Source organism: Actinotalea soli (assembly GCF_017565425.1).
GTDB classification, from domain to species: Bacteria; Actinomycetota; Actinomycetes; order Actinomycetales; family Cellulomonadaceae; genus Actinotalea; species Actinotalea soli.
The window spans coordinates 159,074-178,214 of record NZ_JAGEMK010000002.1 but is presented as its reverse complement, the minus strand read 5'-3'; the positions used below and the strand labels follow the sequence as shown (position 1 = coordinate 178,214).

Genomic DNA, 19,141 nt, shown 5'->3' with positions numbered 1-19,141 from the left:
AACCCCAGGTGCTGCCCGCCCCGCTGCGGATGCGCCGGTCCGAGGACTTCGCGCAGACGATCAGACGGGGCACCCGGGCCGGACGTGACACGCTCGTCGTGCACTGCCGCCTGGTCGAGGGCGGTGCCGAGCGACGGGTCGGGCTCGTCGTCGCCAAGACGGTGGGTAACGCCGTCGTCCGGAACCGGGTCAGACGGAGGTTGCGCGCCGTGGTCGTCGAGCAGGTGGATGTCGTTCCGCCGGGCACCGACCTCGTGCTGCGCGCTCTGCCGCCGGCGCACCGAGCGAGCTACAGCGTGCTGCGCGACGAATACGTCGGTGCGCTGAGCAGCGCGGTGCGACGAGCGAGCTCCCGGGCCCGAGCATGACCTCGGCGACCGCCACGGGGTCCGAGGTCCCGCGGGTGTCCGGCCTGATCGCCGGAGTCCGATCGGTTCCACGGCTGGTGCTGGTCGCTGCGCTGAGGGTCTACCAGAGCGTGATCTCCCCGATGACGGGGCCGACCTGCCGGTACTACCCGAGCTGTTCCTCCTACGCGCTCATCGCGGTGCAGCGTCACGGCGCAGTACGCGGGACCTGGCTGGCGGCTCGTCGCTTGCTGCGATGCCACCCGTGGGCGGCCGGTGGTGTGGACGACGTCCCCCCGGTCCGCAACGACCCTCAGACCACCCGTCATGACGGGAACGACGAACGACCCTCGAGGAGCACCGCAGCATGAGCTGGTTCGACACCATCCTCTGGCCCCTCAAGGTGGCCGTGGCCTGGATCATGGTCCAGTTCCACTCCCTGTTCGTGGCCCTCGGCGTCCCCTCGGAGTCCGGTCTGGCCTGGGCAGGGTCGATCGTCGGCCTGGTGGTCGTGATCCGCATCCTGCTGATCCCCTTGTTCGTGAAGCAGATCAAGGCGTCCCGAGGGATGCAACTGCTCGCCCCGGACATGCAGAAGATCCAGAAGAAGTACAAGGGCAAGAGCGACCCGGCCTCCCGGGAAGCCATGAGCCGCGAGACGATGGAGCTCTACCGCAAGCACGGGACGAACCCCTTCGCCTCGTGCCTGCCGATCCTCGCCCAGTCCCCCATCTTCTTCGCCCTCTTCCGGGTGCTGTACTCCCTGGGCGACGTGGCTCGCGGTGAGTATCAAGGGGGCGACCGGCTGCAGATCGGTCCGCTGACGCAGGATCTTGCTGCTGAGGCGAACGCGGCGACGATCTTCGGCGCGCCGATCTCCTCGTTCTTCCTCGAGACAGGGGCCACGGGGGCGACCCGTGTCGTCACCGTCCTGCTCATCATCGCGATGTCGGCGACGACCTTCCTCACCCAGCGTCAGCTGACGCAGAAGAACATGCCGGCCTCGGCCCTGCAGGGGCCGATGGCTCAGCAGCAGAAGATGCTGCTCTACCTGCTGCCGGTGATCTTCGCGGTGACGGGCGTGAACTTCCCGATCGGTGTGCTCATCTACTGGACCACGACCAACCTCTGGTCGATGGGACAGCAGTTCTACGTCATCCGTCGGAACCCCACCCCGGGGTCGGAGGCGGAGCGTCAGCTCAAGGAGCGCCGGGCACGCAAGGCGGCAGCCAAGGGCATCGTGCTCGAGGAGGAGAAGCCGGCCGTCGAGGAGAAGCCCCGTGGCCAGCGTCAGCAGCCGAAGCGCAAGCACCGTACGAAGCCGGTGACGGGCGGCGCTGCTGCCGGTGCGGCGGCCTCTGGCGATGGTCCGGATGCGAGCTCGTCCTCCGAGGATGGCGAGTCTGTCTCTGGGGACACCGCCGCTCCAGGAAAGACCAAGGCCGGAGGCGGAGCGCCAGGCTCGAGGACGACAGGGGCGAAGTCCCCGGGATCGAAGTCCGCAGGTGCCAAGACCCCTGGGTCGAAGACCTCGGGGACCAGGGCCGGCGGGACCAAGTCTTCGGGGGCGACGACAGGCGGCGCTCGGCCGAGCGGAGCCAAGCCGGGACGGACCAAGCCCAGCGGGACCAAGCCCGACGGCGCCACGGGCAAGCCGGGTACCTCGTCCCCCAGCGGACGGGCCAAGGGCAAGGGCACCCCCGACAAGGGGACACCTGAGAACCCCACGACGTGAGCAGCAACAGGGCTGCGCAGTTCCTGATCAGGAGATCGTCATGACCGAGAGCAGTGCTCCCACGGAGCAGAACGACGTATCTGTCACGCGACGCCTCGAGGAGGAGGGCGAGATCGCCGCGGACTACCTCGAAGAGCTGCTGGACATCGCGGACCTGGATGGCGACATCGACATCGACGTGGACCACGGCCGCGCCGCGGTGGAGATCGTGGCCGAAGCAGGGTCCGAGCGGGCCCTCCGGCGGCTCGTGGGGACCGAGGGGGAGGTACTCGACGCGGTCCAGGAGCTGACACGCCTCGCCGTGCAGACCAAGACGGGGGAGCGGAGTCGGTTGATGCTCGACATCGCCGGGTACCGCGCGGCTCGACGGGCGGAGCTGACGGAGGTCGCCAAGAAGGCCGTCGCCGAGGTGCGGTCCTCCGGTGAGGCCGTGGCCCTCGAACCCATGAACCCCTTCGAGCGCAAGGTCGTCCACGACGTCGTGGCCGAGTCTGGGCTCGTCAGCGACAGCGATGGGGTCGAGCCGGCTCGACACGTCGTGATCAAGCCTGCCTGAGCACGTTCAGCGAGGCCCCCGTGACACCTGGTCACGGGGGCCTCGTGCATTCCGGAGCCATTCACTTCTCCTTGTGGCATCCCGCGCCGGAGGGTGTGCGACAGCGAGGCCTTCGCAGCCCAGCAGCACGCAAGTATCAGCGCTTCCGGATCCGGACAGAGGCGCGCGTCTGCATGGGTTCGTCTCAGGTGGTGTCACGACTGCACCCCACGGGATGGACCCGCGTGACGGAGCCAGTGGATGCGTCCCATGACCTGTCGGCGCCGGTGCGACCGTCGGTGCACTCTCGTGGCAGGGACTTCCTCCGTGGCAGGTTCGACGGTCGCCGCCGTTGTTCCACGTGAAACCCGCATCACGTCGCCAGGGGCCAGGAGCGACCGTCCGCTTGATCGTGGCTCACGGCCTGTAGCTGGTCCGTGGCGTTACCTCTTCCGGATCGAGCGGAGGCGTTACGGGCCGGGTCAGGGGCACACACATCTGAAGGGTTCGTCCCCTGCGCCCCCCGTGTTTCACGTGGAACGTCGAGATGTAGCGCGAGGCTGGTCATCTGCCGGCGCTGGGGGAGAGCCGTCCTGCCGCGGATTCCCCGCGACACGTGACGTGGGTGCGCAGGTCGAGTCCCGCGAACGCACCCGCGTAGGTCACCGCCACTGCAGCGCTCGCGTGAGCTCGGGAACGAGGGCGGGTCCCCGGGGGCCGTGGATCGCGGCTGGCGACGATGTGCATGCTGCGACGGGGGCCATCGCGCACCAGCGGCCTCACGCGTCGCGTGCGATCTCCCGCGATAGGTTCCCATGGACGCAGGGCTGGCACGGAGAGGCAGTGAATAGGAGGTAGCCCACCCGCACGTCCGTGCCCGGAGTACCGTCGACTGACCTGTACAGACGCCGCCTGTCGCTGGCTAGCATGTCAGCGCTTCGCGGTGGCTCCACCGAGACGAGAACGCCTCGTGCGAGGAACCGGCCGAGGGGGCGGTGGACGGGACCAGGGCTCGAGAGCGTCGGAGCAGGGGTGCCGGTGTGGATGACACGCGGTTGGGCAGGGCGACAGGACCGACGGCGTACGTCCCCGACCCCGGGCGTGGGGTGCACGACGCCTCTGGCGAGACCGTCGACGGGCGCTAGGGCTCCGTTCCACGTGAAACACGCCTGGGTGTCCGCGACGGTCAACGACACCGCACCGAGCTGAGGGCGGAGATCGTGGGGACCTCCCGCCGGCAGAACGGCCAACGGTACGAGGCGGTCCCGGGGCACGTCCACGTCCGGGTGCGGTGTCACGAGCAGTGCATGCACGACTCGGTTTCACGTGGAACACGATCCCTCGTACGGTGGTGCCCTGTCCGTGACTATCAACCGTAGGGAGCGTTCGTGGCCGACGACGATGGCCAAGCGGTAGCGCTCGATCAGGACACCCCCGCCGTTGCTGAGCTCTTCGGACCAGCGCTTCCGCAGATGGTCGCGTTCCACGCTCTGTTGGCCGACGAGGGCGTGACCCGTGGGCTCATCGGTCCACGGGAGGTTCCTCGCCTGTGGGAGCGGCATCTGGTCAACTCCGCGGCGGTGGCCACGTTCCTCCCGTCGGAAGGCGTCGTGGTGGATGTCGGTAGCGGGGCGGGACTTCCTGGGGTCGTCCTGGCGGCGATGCGGCCCGACCTCGACATCGTCCTCCTCGAGCCGATGCAGCGCCGGGTCACCTGGCTCACGGACGTGATCGCTCGACTGGACCTCACGAACGCACGAGTAGTTCGCGGTCGGGCCGAGGACCTCGTCGGTGCGATCGTCGCTGACGCGGTCACGGCCCGCGCCGTTGCCCCCATGGACCGCCTGGGCGCGTGGACGATCCCCCTGCTCAGGCAGGGTGGTGTGCTGTTGGCGCTCAAGGGTTCACGTGCGAACGACGAGCTGACGCAGGCGCGGGACTCCATCGCAGAGCTCGGTGGGGACTCCGGCGAGGTGCTCGAGGCCGCGACGGTCACGGGAGGGGAACCGACGACCGTGGTTCGCGTGCGCCGACTGGCCCCGGCGCTTCCGGTGCGGCCGGAGGCACCGCGCGGAGAGGGCGCACCGACGAGCACCACACGCCCCGCGCCAGGTCGGGGACGCCGCCCGCAGGGGGGTGCGGGTGGACGATCCGCTCCTCGGCGGAAGCGTGGGGGAGCGGGCGCCCCGAGCTGACGGCGGACGCCGTCGACCAGCAGCGGCGTGCCCTGGCGTCGAGGTCCAGACCGATCTCCCTCCCAGTCGCGATCGGACACTGCCGGGACCGTCGCGGCTCTCCGGGCGGCTCGACGACCCATGGCGGTCGGCGATGTCGCTGGACGATGGCAGGATGTGACCACGCAAGGACAGGAGATCTGGTGGAGCAGCAGGACCCGACGCCTGGCCCCGGCGTTTCACGTGAAACGGAGGGGTGGAACGACGAACATCGACGGGCGGCCCTGATCCAGAGCCTTCCGGCCGTGGACGACTCGACCCCCCTCGCAGCCCAGCTCGCGGCTGATGCCCGCCGTCGGATCGACCTCTCAGGCCGACGCTTCCCGCGCCCCGAGGCGACCCGGATCCTGACGATCGCCAACCAGAAGGGCGGCGTGGGCAAGACCACCACCACGGTGAACCTCGCCGCGGCGCTCTCCCAGGCCGGCCTGAACGTGCTGGTCATCGACAACGACCCGCAGGGCAACGCGTCGACGGCCCTCGGGATCGATCACCGCGCGGGAACCCCCTCGGTCTACGAGGTCCTCGTCGAGGACGAGGAGCTCGCTGCAGTCGTGCAGCAGACCCCGCAGCTCCCGCGCCTGTGGTGCGCGCCGGCCACGATCGACCTCTCGGGTGCCGAGATCGAGCTCGTCTCCCTGGTCGCTCGGGAGAACCGGCTGCGCAACGCCATCGATGCGTACCTCGAGCACCGTGCTCATCAGGGGCTCGACCGGCTCGACTACATCTTCATCGACTGCCCCCCGAGCCTCGGGCTCCTCACGGTCAACGCCTTCGTCGCGGCCCGTGAGGTGCTGATCCCGATCCAGTGCGAGTACTACGCCCTGGAAGGTCTGAGCCAGCTCCTCAAGAACGTCCAGCTCATCAAGAACCACCTCAACCCGGCCCTGCACGTGTCGACGATCCTGCTCACCATGTACGACTCCCGCACCAACCTCGCCCAGCAGGTGGCCGCCGAGGTGCGCGAGCACTTCCCCGAGCAGACGCTCCGCACCACAGTGCCGCGGTCGGTCCGCATCTCCGAGGCACCCAGCTACGCCCAGACAGTCATGACCTACGACCCGGGATCGACCGGAGCGTTGTCCTACCTGGCAGCGGCGCGGGAGCTCGCCGACAGGGGCGTCCTCGCGGCAGCCTCGTCCCGTGACGGGGTCGAACCCCAGGGCGCCCAGCCCGAGAACGCCCCCTTGCAGCCGAGCACGACGACGGAGGACAACTGATGGCGGAGAAGCGTCGCGGCCTGGGCCGCGGACTCGGAGCTCTCATCCCCAGTGCGCCGACGGGTGATGCGCGTCCCGTCGACGTGTTCTTCCCCGGGGGCCCGGCGGCCAAGGTCAGCCCCGAGGAGGCCGACGTCCCACCGACGCAGGACGACACTGCAGGTGAGGACCACACCGCCGCGGAGCCGACGCGCGATACAGCCTCGGCTGCTGCCATCACCACACCGGAGGGTCAGCCGACCGCGCCGTCGGCTGATGGCGAGACGGACGAGGGAACGGCAGATGACGGGCCGTCGACCACCAGCTCTACCGACTCGTCTCCGGCGACCGGGGCAACAGCTCCGACCTCCAGCGACGACGGTGCCGGGGGACCGGCCGTCGCCGGGTCTGCTGATGGTCCTGCAGCGGAGCTGCCCGAAGGCCTCGTCCCGGTCCCCGGCGTGCACTTCGCGGAGGTCCCGGTCGGGTCGATCCGACCGAACCCCCGCCAGCCCCGCACCGTGTTCGACGAGGACGCACTGAGTGAGCTGGTCAGCTCCATCCGCGAGATCGGAGTGCTCCAGCCGATCGTCGTGCGTCCCCTGCGGGAGGACGGAGCCGAGCACGACGGGTTCACCTACGAGCTCATCATGGGCGAGCGTCGGTGGCGGGCCACGCAGGAAGCCGGCCTGGAGACGGTGCCGGCGATCGTCCGGGAGACCGATGACGCCGACCTGCTGCGGGACGCGCTGCTCGAGAACCTGCACCGCAGCCAGCTGAACCCCCTCGAGGAGGCAGCGGCCTACCAGCAGCTGCTCGACGACTTCGGTTGCACCCACGACGACCTCGCGCGACGCATCCACCGGTCACGCCCGCAGATCAGCAACACCCTGCGACTGCTCCGGCTCCCACCCCTGGTGCAGCGTCGCGTGGCTGCCGGTGTGCTCTCCGCCGGTCACGCACGGGCCCTGCTCGGCCTGCCGGATGCCGCTGCCATGGAGCGGTTGGCGCAGCGCATCGTGGCCGAAGGACTCTCGGTCCGCGCCACCGAGGAGATCGTGACCCTCGGAGGGGACCCCGAGAAGCCCGCGGTCCAGCGCCGACCGCGAGCGGGGGATCGGAACGCTGCCCTCGACGACCTCGCCGGGCGGCTCTCCGACAGGTTCGACACCCGGGTCAAGATCGCCCTGGGCAAGAGCAAGGGCAGGCTCACCGTGGAGTTCGCCTCGGTCCAGGACCTCAACCGCATCCTGGAGACGCTCTCCCCGGAGGACCCAGGCCTGCTGCGCTGACCTCGGTGCCGCCGCAGGCTCAGCCTGCGGCGGCGTTCTCCACGATCGCGCGGTAGAGCGTGCCGAGGTCGTGCCCCGCGGCCGTCGCAGCCTGGGGGAGCAGGGAGGTCTCGGTCATCCCCGGCGCGGTGTTGAGGTCGAGGAACTGCGGGACCCCGTCACGATCGAGGATGAGGTCGGTGCGTGACAGGTGCCGGAGCCCCAGTGCCTCGTGCACGGCGACAGCGGCGGCACGGACCCGCGCAGAGTCCTCGTCGGAGAGGCGTGCCGGGGTGAAGTACTCGGTGCGGCCAGGGACGTACCGCGCGTCGTAGTCGTAGGGACCATCGGTCACCAGCTCGACGGGTGGGAGGGCCTGCGGGCCGTCCCCGGTGTCGACCACGCTCACGGCGAGCTCGATGCCGTCCACGGCCTGCTCGATCAGGGCGGTGTCGCCGTAGGCGAAGCAGTCGACCATCGCCCGTGGGAGCTGCTCGGCCTCCCGGACGACCGTGACGCCCAGGGCTGAGCCACCCCGTGAGGGCTTCACGGCGAGCGGCAGCCCGAGGCTGGCGAGCACCGTCTCGAGAACCTTGCCGGCGCCGAGCTCGCGGAAGAGACTCTGGGGGAGGGTCACGAAGCGCGGGGTGCTGAGCCCAGCCGCTGCGACGATGGTCTTCGTCACGGGCTTGCTCCACGCGCAGCGGCTCGCTCGGGGATCCGCGCCGACGTAGGGGAGACCCATCATCTCGAGGATGTCGCGGACCGAGCCGTCCTCGCCGCTCGCCCCGTGCAGCAGCGGCCACACGATGCTCGGCTCCACCTGGCGCAGGGCAGGGATGAGATCGGCGTCGACGTCGTGCACCGCGACCTCGAGCCCTGCTCCTCGCAGGGCTTCGGCGACGCGACGCCCCGAGCGCAACGACACGTCCCGCTCGTGGGAGAGCCCTCCGGCGAGGACAAGGACGTTCGGGGCGCTCATGCGAGGTCCGGGGAGGGGGACTCGACGATGCGACCCTCGCGGGTGGCGGCGGTGCCGAAGATCTCGACGAGCTCACGCTCGCCGTCCACCACCGTGGACAGCCGGCGCACACCCTCGCGGATGCGCTCCGGGGTCGGGTAGCAGAAGGACAGGCGCATGTGATCGGCTCCTTGACCGTCGGCGTAGAAGGCGGTCCCCGAGACGTAGGCGACCAGGGCCGTGATGGCCCGCGGGAGCATGGCCTGGGCGTCGAGACCGTCCGGGAGCCTGACCCAGGTGTAGAAACCGCCGTCGGGCACGGTCCAGGATGCCTCGGGGATGTGCTCGCTCAGGGCACTGACCATGGCGTCGCGCCGCTCGCGGTACATCTCCCGGAAGGCCTTGATCTGCCCCTTCCAGTCGTGCTCGGCGAGGTAGGTCGAGATGGCCAGCTGCGAGGCGTTCGAGGGGCACAGGATCGCGGACTCGCTCGCCAGGACCAGCTTCTCGCGGACGGCGTGCGGGGCCACGGCCCATCCCACCCGGTAGCCCGGGGCGAAGGTCTTGGAGAAGGACCCGAGGTAGATGACCCCCTCGTCGTCGAGGGAGCGCATCGCCGGCAGGGGCTCTCCCGAGAAGCCGAGGAGCCCGTACGGGTTGTCCTCCACGAGGAGGACGCCGTGACGCTGCGCGATCTCGAGGACGCGAGGGCGCCGCTCGAGGCTCAGCGTGACCCCGGCGGGGTTGTGGAAGTTGGGCACGGTGTAGATGAGCTTGACGGTGCGGCCCTCGGCGGCGAGCCGGGTGAGGGCCTCGTCGAGAGCCTCGGGGACCAGGCCGTGCTCGTCGAGCGGCACGTGCACGACCTCGGCCTGGTAGGCGCGGAAGACGCCGAGGGCCCCGACATAGCTCGGTGCCTCGGCGACGATGACGTCACCGGGGTTGATGAAGAGTCTCGTCACCAGGTCCAAGGCTTGTTGCGAGCCGGTGGTGACCACCACGTCGTCAGGGTGGGCGTCGATGCCCTCCAGGCGCATCACCTCGAGGATCTGCTCGCGCAGGGTCTGGTCGCCCTGCCCCGAGCCGTACTGCAGGGCGGTGGCGCCCCTGGTCGCGATGAGTCGCTGCGCAGACTCGGCGAGGGAGTCGAGGGGGAGTCCGGCGAGGTTCGGCATGCCACCCGCGAGGGACACGACCTCGGGCCGGCTGGCGACGGCGAAGAGGGCTCGGATCTCCGAGGCCCGCATGCCGTGGGTACGGTCGGCGTAGGAGTCGATCCACGGGTCGAGGCGGGTCCCGGTCGACGGGCGGGCGTGGGGGGCGGCGCTGCGAGGGGCAGGAGTCACCTGCCCCATCGGCTCGCCGTTCGCGGGTGTCATGGGCCGAGTCTGCCACGGGCCCCTGCGGGCCGGGCGGAGGTGTCCGTGCCCGGCCTCACGGTGCTCCGGCAGACCTCAGGACGGCTCCACGGTCGTGCCCGGGCCGCAGCACCCACCTCCAGGACCGTACTGAGCGCACCCGTGGGCGTCGTCGGCGAGCTCGGTGGTCTCGGGGCCGAGGAGGGCGACGGGGGAGCAGCAGGTGTCCCCTCGCAGAGCCTTGATGCCCTCCCGGACGGCCACCGCGGCGATCACGAGGGCCGCGACAGGATCGGCCCAGACCCATCCCAGGGCCGACGTGGCGACCAGCCCGCCGAGGAGCACGGCACTCAGGGCCGAGCACACGAGCAGCTGGGCGCTGTCGGCGACGACGCTGGCAGAACCCAGCTCCCGGCCGGTCCGCCGCTCCCACCAGGCCAGTCCCGGCATGACCACCAGGCTCACGGCGGCGAGCACGATCCCCACCGTGCTGTGGTCGGCCTCGGCGCCGCCGAGCAGCGCCCGCACGGCGTGGAAGCCGACCAGGGCGGCCAGGGCGAAGAAGGAGAAGGCCACGACCCGCAGCGCCCGGTGCTCACGCTCCTCGTGGTCGCCCCCGCCCGCGAACTGCCAGGCGATCGCCGTTGCGGAGAGCACCTCGACGGCGGAGTCGAGGCCGAAGCCGATCAGGGCGGTCGACGAGGCCGCGGCACCCGCGCCGATCGCCACCACGGCCTCGACCACGTTGTAGCCGATGGTGGCCGCGACGATCAGGCGCACCCGACGACGGAGGAGGTCCCGCCGGGACGGTGCCGGGACCGCCGCGGTGAGCGTGACGGCCCCGCTCATGCCGGTGCCTGCGTCCCGTAGCGGGGGCACAGACGGACGGTCTCGCCCGCGAGACCGAGCAGGCGTTCGGCGGCGGCGAGCAGGTCGAGCACCTCGGGCCCGGCGAGGGAGTAGAGGGTCGAGCGTCCCTCAGGGCGTGAGGTCACCAGTCCGCAGTCCGCGAGGCACAGGCAGTGGGCGGAGACCGTGCTCTGCGCGAGCCCGAGATGCTCGGTGAGGTCCCGGACCCGGTGCTCGCCCAGGGTCAGGTGCTGCAGGATCGCCAACCGGTTGACGTCACCCAGGCCGCGGAAGAGGCAGGCAGCCGTCGCGAGGTGAGCAGGGTCGTGGGGCAACACATCGGTATCCACCGCTAGCATCGTCACTCGGCGATGTTAGCCCTCCTGAGCGGGCACGCCAAGAGCCCTGGACCCCTCGGGATCCAGGGCTCTCGATCGAGGCTCAGGCCAGGATGGCGTCGATCTCGGTGACCAGGGCCGGCTTGGGCCGGGCGCCGACGATCTGCTTGACCAGCTCGCCCCCCGAGTAGATGTTGATCGTCGGGATCGAGGTGATCCCGTAGGCGGCCGTGACCTCGGGGTTCTCGTCGGTGTTGACCTTCGCGATGGTCAGCCGACCCTCGTAGACCCCGGAGAGCTCCTCGAGGACCGGGGCGACCTGGCGGCAGGGACCGCACCACGGGGCCCAGAAGTCGACCAGCACGGGGACCGAGGACTCGAGGACCTCGGACTTGAAGGTGGCGTCGGTGACGGGGACGGTGCTCACAGGGTCTCCTCGATCTTCTCAGGCAGGCTCTCAGGGGCGGGCGGCGCGACGGCGCCGACCAGGTCCGCCAGGTAGTGCTGGGCGTCCAGCGCGGCAGCGCACCCGGTGCCAGCCGCGGTGATGGCCTGCCGGTAGACGTGGTCGACCAGGTCGCCGCAGGCGAAGACACCTTCGACGTTGGTCTGGGTACCGCGGGCGTCGGGACCGCCGACGAGCACGTAGCCGTTGTCGTCGAGGTCGACCTGGCCGATCAGCAGCTCGTTGCGCGGGATGTGCCCGATGGCCACGAACAGCCCGGTGGCCGCGTGCTCGCGCAGCTCGCCGGTGACCGTGTCCCGCAGGGTGAGGCCGGAGAGCTTGTCCTCGCCGTGGATCGCGACGACCTCGCTGTTCCAGGCGAACTCGATCTTCGGGTCGTTGTGCGCACGGTCCGCCATGATCTTGGAGGCCCGCAGCTCGTCCCGACGGTGGACCATCGTCACCTTGTTGGCGAAGCGGGTGAGGAAGGTGGCCTCCTCGACGGCCGAGTCCCCACCACCCACGACGACGACGTCCTGGCCGCGGAAGAAGAAGCCGTCACAGGTCGCGCACCAGGAGACGCCATGGCCCGAGAGCCGCTTCTCGTCCGGCAGGCCCAGCTCGCGGTACGCCGAGCCGGTCGCGAGGATCACGGAACGTGCGACGAAGGTGTCCCCGTTGCCGGTACGGACCGTCTTGAGCGGCCCGGTGAGGTCTGCCTCGATCACGTCGTCGTAGAGGACCTCGGCCCCGAAGCGCTCGGCCTGCTTCTGCATGTTCTCCATGAGCTCAGGGCCCATGATGCCGTCGACGAAACCGGGGAAGTTCTCGACCTCGGTGGTGTTCATCAGGGCGCCACCGGCGGTCACCGCCCCGGCGACGACGACGGGCGCGAGGCCGGCGCGTGCGGCGTAGACGGCGGCGGTGTATCCGGCCGGGCCTGAGCCGATGATGACCAGGTCACGGGTCTGGGTCACGTGCATCCCTCTGTCTGTCGTGGATCTGCCGCAGGAGGTTCGCCTGCGACCACGTCAACAGATCCTAGGGCTCCCGTGTTCCTGCCACCGGCGGTCCTCAGCGAGTTCAGCGCGTGTTCACCTCGGCCGGTCCACCCGGTCGCCGGTGCCCCGCGTCAGGAGAGCGAGATCTCGTAGAGCTCGACGCGGTTGAGCCCGTCCGGGGTCTGCGGGAGCTCGGGGAACCAGAGCACGATGTGCTCGGCCTGGGTCGGCTCGGGCAGCTGCAGCACCATGTCAGGGCCCAGCGGGCTCTCGACGAGCACGGGTCCCTCGGTCGGCGTGCTCGGATCGGTCGCACGGACCTCGACCCGCCCGCCCGCGCCGTTGAAGGCGAGGTTCACGGCGCTGACCAGCGCGGGCTCCTCGAGGGTCACGGCGAAGCCGACCCCGTCCTTCAAGCCGTAGGTGGGGGACACGTAGGTCCGGGTGAACCAGAAGGTGGTCGGGTCCCCGTCGATCGCGCGGTCCACGGCCTCGGGGTGCTCGTTGTTGTCGCCGTCCGGGGGCGGGTCGATCTGCTGCGCCGAGGCGATTACGGGGGCGGCGACCTCCGGGGCCTCCTCCTCCTCGACGGGAGCCTCGCCCTCGCCCTCACCGCCGTCCTCCTCGGGGGGCGCCTCGCCCTCCTCGGTCTCCTCGGCCTGGACGTCGCCGAAGCCGTCCGAGCCGCCGATCGGGGGCAGGGGGGCCGTCAGCCGGTTGTAGGCCATGACCACGCCGACCACCACGACGAGGGCGATGAGGACCAGGACGAACGGGGTGGGGTCGAAGCGGCGGCGGGTCAGCACGGCAGGAGACCGTCCGATCAGGGAGTCGAAGTCCTGCCGGTCCGGCGCAGGAGAGGGGGCAGCCGACGAGCGCGCCGGGCTTCCCGAGGCGGGCGCACGGCCGTGGACGGGCTGGGCAGTGGGGTTGGACGCGGACTGGGCGGCGGGACGCGACGCACGCGCCGGCCCGACGGGAGGCACGGCCGGCGGGGGGGTCCCGGGAGGAGCCGGGGGAGCCTGACCGACCACGGCGCTGCGGACGGACTGCCGCGCGACCACCGAGGCCGTGCTCGCGCTGACCACCTCGACACCGGCGGACGGGGTCGCGTCGTCGGCGCCGCCCGCATCCTCGCTGTCGTCATCGGCACCGTCGTCGACGGCAGCGTCCTCACCGCCCGGCCCGACGGAGGGCTCGGGCGGGCTCTCCGCCACCACCTCCGAGGAGGCGGCGGGGGTCGGCCGGATGACGGCGAGGGGGGCGACAGCGGGCATCACGCTGGTCGGCGGGCCCGCGGCGTCCAGGCGACGGAGCAGCTCGGCGGCCGCGACCTGGTCCCAGGGCTCGAGCTCACGCACGAGCTCACCGGGGCTGTGCGGGCCGTCGTCGTGCGGGCCGAGGGTCACCGAGCACAGGGTGTCGAGGTCGTTCGGGACGCCCGGGGACAGCTCGGCGGGGGCGACGGGGCTGCCGCCGACGACGGGGGCGGCCGTGACCTGCGCCGGGCCGGTGCCGCCGTGCGGGGCGGGCCAGCGACCGGTCAGGGCCAGGTAGAGCAGGGCCACGAGGCCGACCGTGTCCGCCCGGGTGGTCGAGCGGGCGTCACCGATGCCTCGGCCCATGACCTCGCCGTCGATCCCGAGGCCCGTGACGACCACGCGACCGTCCTCGGTCACCCGCACGCTCGAGGGGCGCAGGGCCAGGTGGTGCACCCCGCGGCGTCGCGCGACCTCGAGGGCCACGGCAGCCTCGCCGATGATCGCCCGGGCCTGGTCTCCGGGGATCGGGCCGTGCTGGGTGAGCTCGCCCAGGTCCCGACCCTCGACACGCTCGGTGACGGTGTAGGGCACACCCTCGTGGTCGCCCACGTCGAGCACTCTCAGCAGGCGCGGGTCGGTCACCAGCGCGGCCCGGCGGGCGGCGTCCTGGGCCTCGACGATCCGTCCCTCGCGCAGCACCATGGCGCGCACCGGACGGTCGAGGATCTGGTCCTGCGCGCTCCACGCCTCGACGCCGGGCAGGTCGCTGGGCACCGGCTGGTCGAGGCGGTAGCGCCCAGCCAGCAAGGTGCCGTGCCCGATCACCACGCCGTCCAGACGATCACCTCCGCGCAGGCTCTGGCCCGCTCCCTGGTCGCGACGGTCGTCGTCCCCGGGTCCGGGCCTGCCCATGCTACGTGCCACGCGGGCCATCGCAGGAGCCAGCAGGTCCGCGACCTCGCGTACCCGCAGCACCCGCAGCATCCCGAGGTACGCACCGAGCATCACCAGCCCCACCACCACGCACACCACGGCCGCCAGGCCGAAGCCAGCCCGCGAGAGGTCCCCGAAGAGCAGGCTCACGGGCCAGCCCACCGCGGCCGAGACGAGCGCCGCCAGCCCGGCGCGCACGTGCAGCTGCAGCACCCGTCGCCCGGAGCCCCCCAGCCGGCGGCGGACCGCGAGCACCCCCCGCACCGCCCCGAGCACGTACGAGGCCGCGATCGAGGCCCCCGCGGCGAGGGTCCACCGCTCGGGGGCGAGCAGCAGGGACCCCGCGAAGGTGCCCGCGGCGACCAGCACGGACATCGGCAGCTGCAGCCAGAACAGCGAGCGGGCGTCCTCGTAGGCGTAGTGCACGCGCTGCACGAGGGACCAGATGCCCAGGGCCACCAGCCCCGCGACCAGGGCCACGATCACCGGGGCCAGGGCCGCGACCTCCGTCGCGGTGACCGACGGTGCGACGAGGCGGGCGACCGGCAGGGCCAGGACCGCGAGCACCGCCGTCGCGAAGATCGTGAAGACCCCGATGGTGCGCATCCCGTAGGAGGTGTCGCGGCGGACCGCCTCGACGTCCTGGGCGACGGCGTGGCCCGAGAGCCGCGTGAAGAGCGCCGTCAGGAGGGAGACCGTGACCAGCGAGTGCGGCAGCATGAAGACGAGGAAGGCGTAGTTGTACGCGTTGTTCCCGGCGATCTCGAGGCCGCCGTCCCCGGCCGTGCTCGCCGACGAGGTGATCCGGGTGACCGTGAGGATGCCGAGCTGGCCGACGGCGAGGGCCGCGAAGGTCCATCCGGCCACGCGGCCCGCGCTCGACAGGCCCGTGCCGCGCCAGGCGAAGCGGGGGCGGTAGCGGAAGCCGCTGCGCCACAGCGGGACCACGAGCACCGTCGCCTGCACGATCACGCCGAGGGTCGCGGTCCCCGCGAGCAGCGCCACCCTCGAGGTGTCCCACCCCGAGAGGTTTGCCGGCGCGTCGGGGTCGTAGCTGCCGAACACCGCGATGAACACGGCGAGACCGGCGATGGCCACGACGTTGTTGGCCACCGGGGCCCACATGAACGGGCCGAAGCTGCCGCGGGCGTTGAGCACCTGGCCGAGCAGCGTGTAGACGCCGTAGAAGAAGATCTGCGGCAGGCACCAGACCGCGAAGGTCGTCGCGAGGGAGACGAACTCGGGGTCGCTCGAGTTCGTGGCCACCCGGATCACGAGCGGGGCGGCGATGGTCACGGTGACCGCGACGCCCAGCAGGATGGCGGCGGCCAGGGTGAGCAGCCGGTCGACGAACTCCTGGCCCTGGTCGCTCTTGTAGGCCTTGACCACCTGCGGCACGAGCACCGCGTTGAGGACGCCGCCCGCGAGCAGCATGTAGATCATGTTGGGCAGCCAGTTCGCGACCGCGAAGGCGTTCGCCGCCCCGATGTTGAGGCCGATGGCCCCGGCGAGGACCGCTCCGCGCACCAGCCCCAGCACCCGGGAGGTCGCGGTGCCCGCCGCCATGACCGCGGTGCTGCGGCCGAGGCCAGCCCCGCCCGGGCTCATGCCTGGTGCTCCTCGGGGGAGAGGTCGTCCGGACCCGAGTCGGCACGGGGCTCGGCGCGCGTGCCGGTGCGGCGCCCGCGGCGCACGGTCCGGATCACGCCGATCACGACGCCGACAGCCAGCAGGGCGCCGATGATCGCCGTGCCGATGCTCTCCCACTCGGCCCGCACGCGGACCGTGAGCACGGTGCTGTCGTCGACCACGACCCCCTCGGGGGTGCGGACCTCGACAGCGGCCGTCACGTCGGCACTCTGGATGCCGTGCACCGGGATCGCGACCGTGACCTCGCTGTCGGCGGCGATGGTGACGTCGACGTCGTCGTCGGAGCGCAGGCGGGAGTCGCCAGGGCGTAGCCCGATCCGCACCTCGACGGCCTGGTCGAGGGTGTTGGCCACCCGGATCGGCAGCTCCCCCGAGGTCGAGATGAGGTTGACGTCACCGCCCGGGACCACCGCCACGGCGCTGCGGAGCGTCGCGGTGACCGCCTCGACCCCCGCGATCGAGGCCTGGCGCCCCTCAGGGTCCGAGCGCCATGCCGCCGAGGCCGCGCTCAGCAGCTCGAGCTCGGGGTCGCCGAGGACCGACTCGGGGTCCTCGAGCATCGTCGAGATCGCCTCGCGCTCCTCGATGGCCGCCCGCACCCGAGCGAGCTCGCTCGCGGCGACCTCGGCGCCGGACTCGAGGTCCAGGGGCAGCGAGCCGCGGTCCAGCCCGGGGTCCGGGGCCCCGACCAGGGCCGAGATCGGCGAGGTCTCGACCCACGGCGCCGTCTCGAGGGCCTCGAGCTGGGCCGAGGCCACGGCGGGGTCGGGATCCCAGTCCCGGGGGACGGTCAGCAGCATGTGCCGGCCGTCGCTGGGCCGCTCGCGGGTGATGACCGCGAGCTCGGCGAGGAGGTCCTGCGCCGCCTCGGCCGGCGAGAGCGTCGCGAGCTCGAGGTTCTCGGCGGGGCTGAGGTCGAGCGCGCCGGCCTCGACCCCGCCCTCGGTGCTCGCGGGGTCCGCGGTGGGCAGGGGCAGGGCCATGCCGCCCGTGCGCAGGGCCGTCGAGAGGCGCTCGTCGGGGACCAGCACCGTCGCGTCGCCGTTCGCGGTCGTGACCGTGGTCCGGCCCGTGGGGGTGTAGGTCAGGACGGCCGGCGCGGGCAGCGTCCCGGGGCCGACGACGAGGGCGCCACGGTCCGCGACCAGCGCTGCGGTCGTCAGGTCGGGGGACTCCTCGAGGGGCCAGGCCACGGAGGACGCCGCGCCGTCGGGCAGCGGGCCGTCGACCGCGCGGGACTGGGAGCGCGCCACGCCCAGATCCAGGAGGTCCTCGTCCTGGGTGTGTGCGAGGGCCGCGAGGTCGAGGTCCGTGTAGGGCAGCAGCTGCACGTCACGGTTGGTGGTGTCCTCGACGAGGTCCGCCGCCCAGGCCTCGGCCGTGGTCGAGGGGACGTCACCGCCCTCCTCGGGACCGGCCTCCGCGTCGTCGGGGTCGGTGGTGGCGCCGTTCGAGGAACCCTGCTCGGTCTCCTCGGTCCCTGCGCCCCCGGCCTCGGGGTCCTCGGGTGCTGCGGTGCTGGTCGCGCCGTCCAGGTCCTGGTCGGCCGTGCCCCCGTCCTCGCCGAGGCTCGGGTCCTGGGCGCTCGTGCCGCCGAGCGCCCCCGACGCCGCGTCCACCAGCCAGGGGTCGACGGCCCAGGTCACCTGGCGGTGCTCACCGGTGGCCTTGAGCAGGGCGGTGAGACGCCCGTCGGGGGCCGTGAGCTCGTCGAGCTCGTCCGTCCAGCCCTCCTCGCTCTGGTCCGGTGCAGGGCCGACGACGGGGACCAGCACGCTGACCCGGGTCGCCGTCACCTCCTCGACGGGGAACCACAGCGCGAAGGTGCGGGTCACGCCCTGGGTGCGCCGGGCCGCGTCGTCGACGTCGACGACCTGGACCGAGACGCCCCGGGCGCCCCACGCGGTCGCGCTCGGGCTGAGACCGTGGGAGTCGGCGGGGACCGTGAGGGTCTGGGAGGTGCTCGACCCGGCCCGCAGCGGTGCCTCGAGGTCCACCTGGAGCACGACGGTGCCCAGGGAGTCCTCGGAGCCGGCCGTGCGCCAGCGGTCCAGGGAGGTGCGCGAGATGAAGGAGCGGGGGTCGAGGCGGACCAGGACGCGGGGCTCGGCGACCGTGGTGCCGCCGAGGTTGTCCAGGGTCACCCGCAGGCGCAGGTCCTCGCCAGGGGTGAGGACCTGGGGGGTGATGGCGTCGACCGTCACCGAGACCGGGAGGCCGCCACCCTCGACCGTGGCCGGCAGGGTGCTCGGGGTGCCCGCGCTGCCCGGCGTGCCCGAGGTGCCCGCTGCCGCGGGCCCCGCGGTGAGCACGGCGACGGCGGCGAGGGGCCCCAGGGTCAGGGCCGAGGTCAGCGCGAGGCCCGCCAGGACGGCAGCCCGGCGGGAGCGACCCGCAGGTGCTCTCATGCGCGACGGGAGAGCACCGCGGAGGCGGCGATGGCCAGTCGGCGCTCGTTGGGGTAGGCCAGCCTGTCGGGCAGGTCAAGGATCGCGATCCACGCCACGTCCTCGGCCTCGCCGTCGGGGTCTCCCTCGACCGTGAGCTCGCCGCCCTGGGCGTCGAGCAGGAAGTGGTGCACCACCTTGTGCACGCGCCGGTCGTCCCCGGTGAACCAGTAGTCGATCGTCCCGAGGGCCTGGACCACCTCGCCGTGGATGCCGGTCTCCTCGGCGATCTCCCGGACGGCTGCCTGCTCGGGGGTCTCCGGACCCTCGAGGTGCCCCTTGGGCAGGCACCACTCGAGGCGACCCGCACGGTTGCGGCGAGCGATCACCGCGGCATGGGGCAGCCCGCGCGCGTGCTCGATGACCAGGCCGCCGGCGGAGGTCTCCTCGACCACGGGCAGGGCGCGGGCGCTCGGGCGCCGGGAGCCCTGAGGGTCGATGCGCAGCGCGTGCCCACCCGGCGGCGAGGGCACGGGGCCCGGCCTGGGACGAGGAGCGGCGCTGGACATGCCGACACTGTAACGACCGCCACTGCGCCCTCCTCACCGCGCGGGGTTCTCGGGTGGGGCCGGAGGC

General features: G+C 72.0%; 16 protein-coding genes. 7 read left to right on the top strand and 9 right to left on the bottom strand.

The genetic code is table 11. The features are described from left to right. The first annotated feature begins 8 nt into the window (after positions 1-8). From rnpA to J4G33_RS05050, 7 genes are all read left to right on the top strand, one after another. On the top strand, positions 9-368 hold the full coding sequence (rnpA, locus tag J4G33_RS05080) for a ribonuclease P protein component (protein WP_208054856.1): 360 nt from the start codon (positions 9-11) through the stop codon (positions 366-368). Then, complete coding sequence (yidD, locus tag J4G33_RS05075) at positions 365-718, top strand: membrane protein insertion efficiency factor YidD (protein ID WP_208054855.1); 354 nt, start codon at positions 365-367, stop codon at positions 716-718. Before rnpA ends, yidD begins: the two co-directional genes overlap by 4 nt. Continuing rightward, on the top strand, positions 715-2,082 hold the full coding sequence (gene yidC, locus J4G33_RS05070; RefSeq protein ID WP_208054854.1) for a membrane protein insertase YidC: 1,368 nt from the start codon (positions 715-717) through the stop codon (positions 2,080-2,082). Before yidD ends, yidC begins: the two co-directional genes overlap by 4 nt. A 40-nt stretch (positions 2,083-2,122) precedes the next feature. Next, the gene (locus tag J4G33_RS05065; RefSeq protein WP_208054853.1) at positions 2,123-2,638 is read left to right on the top strand and encodes a Jag family protein; all 516 of its coding nucleotides are present in this window, start codon (positions 2,123-2,125) and stop codon (positions 2,636-2,638) included. Between the two features lie 1,451 nt (positions 2,639-4,089). Next, entirely contained in the window at positions 4,090-4,812 is a 723-nt protein-coding gene (rsmG, locus tag J4G33_RS05060; RefSeq protein WP_208055190.1) for a 16S rRNA (guanine(527)-N(7))-methyltransferase RsmG, read from the top strand. A gap of 284 nt (positions 4,813-5,096) precedes the next feature. Continuing rightward, complete coding sequence (locus J4G33_RS05055) at positions 5,097-6,071, top strand: ParA family protein (RefSeq protein WP_307793756.1); 975 nt, start codon at positions 5,097-5,099, stop codon at positions 6,069-6,071. Further along, positions 6,071-7,342 (top strand): ParB/RepB/Spo0J family partition protein, encoded by a 1,272-nt coding sequence (locus tag J4G33_RS05050; RefSeq protein WP_208054851.1) that lies wholly within the window; start codon positions 6,071-6,073, stop codon positions 7,340-7,342. Before J4G33_RS05055 ends, J4G33_RS05050 begins: the two co-directional genes overlap by 1 nt. 19 nt (positions 7,343-7,361) lie before the next feature. On the opposite strand, the gene J4G33_RS05045 is transcribed toward J4G33_RS05050, so the two are convergent. The 9 genes from J4G33_RS05045 to J4G33_RS05005 all read right to left on the bottom strand — a co-directional run bounded on the left by J4G33_RS05045 (position 7,362) and on the right by J4G33_RS05005 (position 19,074). Next, positions 7,362-8,303 (bottom strand): D-alanine--D-alanine ligase family protein, encoded by a 942-nt coding sequence (locus J4G33_RS05045; RefSeq protein ID WP_208054850.1) that lies wholly within the window; start codon positions 8,301-8,303, stop codon positions 7,362-7,364. Next, positions 8,300-9,637 carry an aminotransferase-like domain-containing protein gene (locus J4G33_RS05040; RefSeq protein ID WP_208055189.1) on the bottom strand — a complete coding sequence of 446 codons (1,338 nt, stop codon included), beginning with the start codon at positions 9,635-9,637 and terminating at the stop codon, positions 8,300-8,302. Before J4G33_RS05040 ends, J4G33_RS05045 begins: the two co-directional genes overlap by 4 nt. A 99-nt stretch (positions 9,638-9,736) precedes the next feature. After that, positions 9,737-10,489: a cation efflux transmembrane domain-containing protein gene (locus tag J4G33_RS05035; RefSeq protein ID WP_208054849.1), complete on the bottom strand. Its 753-nt coding sequence runs from the start codon at positions 10,487-10,489 to the stop codon at positions 9,737-9,739. Further along, on the bottom strand, positions 10,486-10,848 hold the full coding sequence (locus tag J4G33_RS05030; RefSeq protein ID WP_208055188.1) for an ArsR/SmtB family transcription factor: 363 nt from the start codon (positions 10,846-10,848) through the stop codon (positions 10,486-10,488). Before J4G33_RS05030 ends, J4G33_RS05035 begins: the two co-directional genes overlap by 4 nt. An 82-nt stretch (positions 10,849-10,930) precedes the next feature. Beyond that, the gene (gene trxA / locus J4G33_RS05025) at positions 10,931-11,254 is read right to left on the bottom strand and encodes a thioredoxin (RefSeq protein ID WP_208054848.1); all 324 of its coding nucleotides are present in this window, start codon (positions 11,252-11,254) and stop codon (positions 10,931-10,933) included. Further along, positions 11,251-12,249 (bottom strand): thioredoxin-disulfide reductase, encoded by a 999-nt coding sequence (trxB, locus tag J4G33_RS05020; RefSeq protein WP_372434981.1) that lies wholly within the window; start codon positions 12,247-12,249, stop codon positions 11,251-11,253. Before trxB ends, trxA begins: the two co-directional genes overlap by 4 nt. Before the next feature lie 155 nt (positions 12,250-12,404). Next, the gene (locus tag J4G33_RS05015) at positions 12,405-16,076 is read right to left on the bottom strand and encodes a murein biosynthesis integral membrane protein MurJ (RefSeq protein WP_208054846.1); all 3,672 of its coding nucleotides are present in this window, start codon (positions 16,074-16,076) and stop codon (positions 12,405-12,407) included. Further along, a complete protein-coding gene (locus tag J4G33_RS05010) occupies positions 16,073-18,526 on the bottom strand; it encodes a DUF6049 family protein (protein WP_208054845.1) in 2,454 nt (817 codons plus the stop codon). Before J4G33_RS05010 ends, J4G33_RS05015 begins: the two co-directional genes overlap by 4 nt. Continuing rightward, positions 18,523-19,074 carry an NUDIX hydrolase gene (locus J4G33_RS05005; protein WP_208054844.1) on the bottom strand — a complete coding sequence of 184 codons (552 nt, stop codon included), beginning with the start codon at positions 19,072-19,074 and terminating at the stop codon, positions 18,523-18,525. The genes J4G33_RS05010 and J4G33_RS05005 overlap by 4 nt, the downstream gene beginning before the upstream one ends. Positions 19,075-19,141 lie beyond the last annotated feature (67 nt).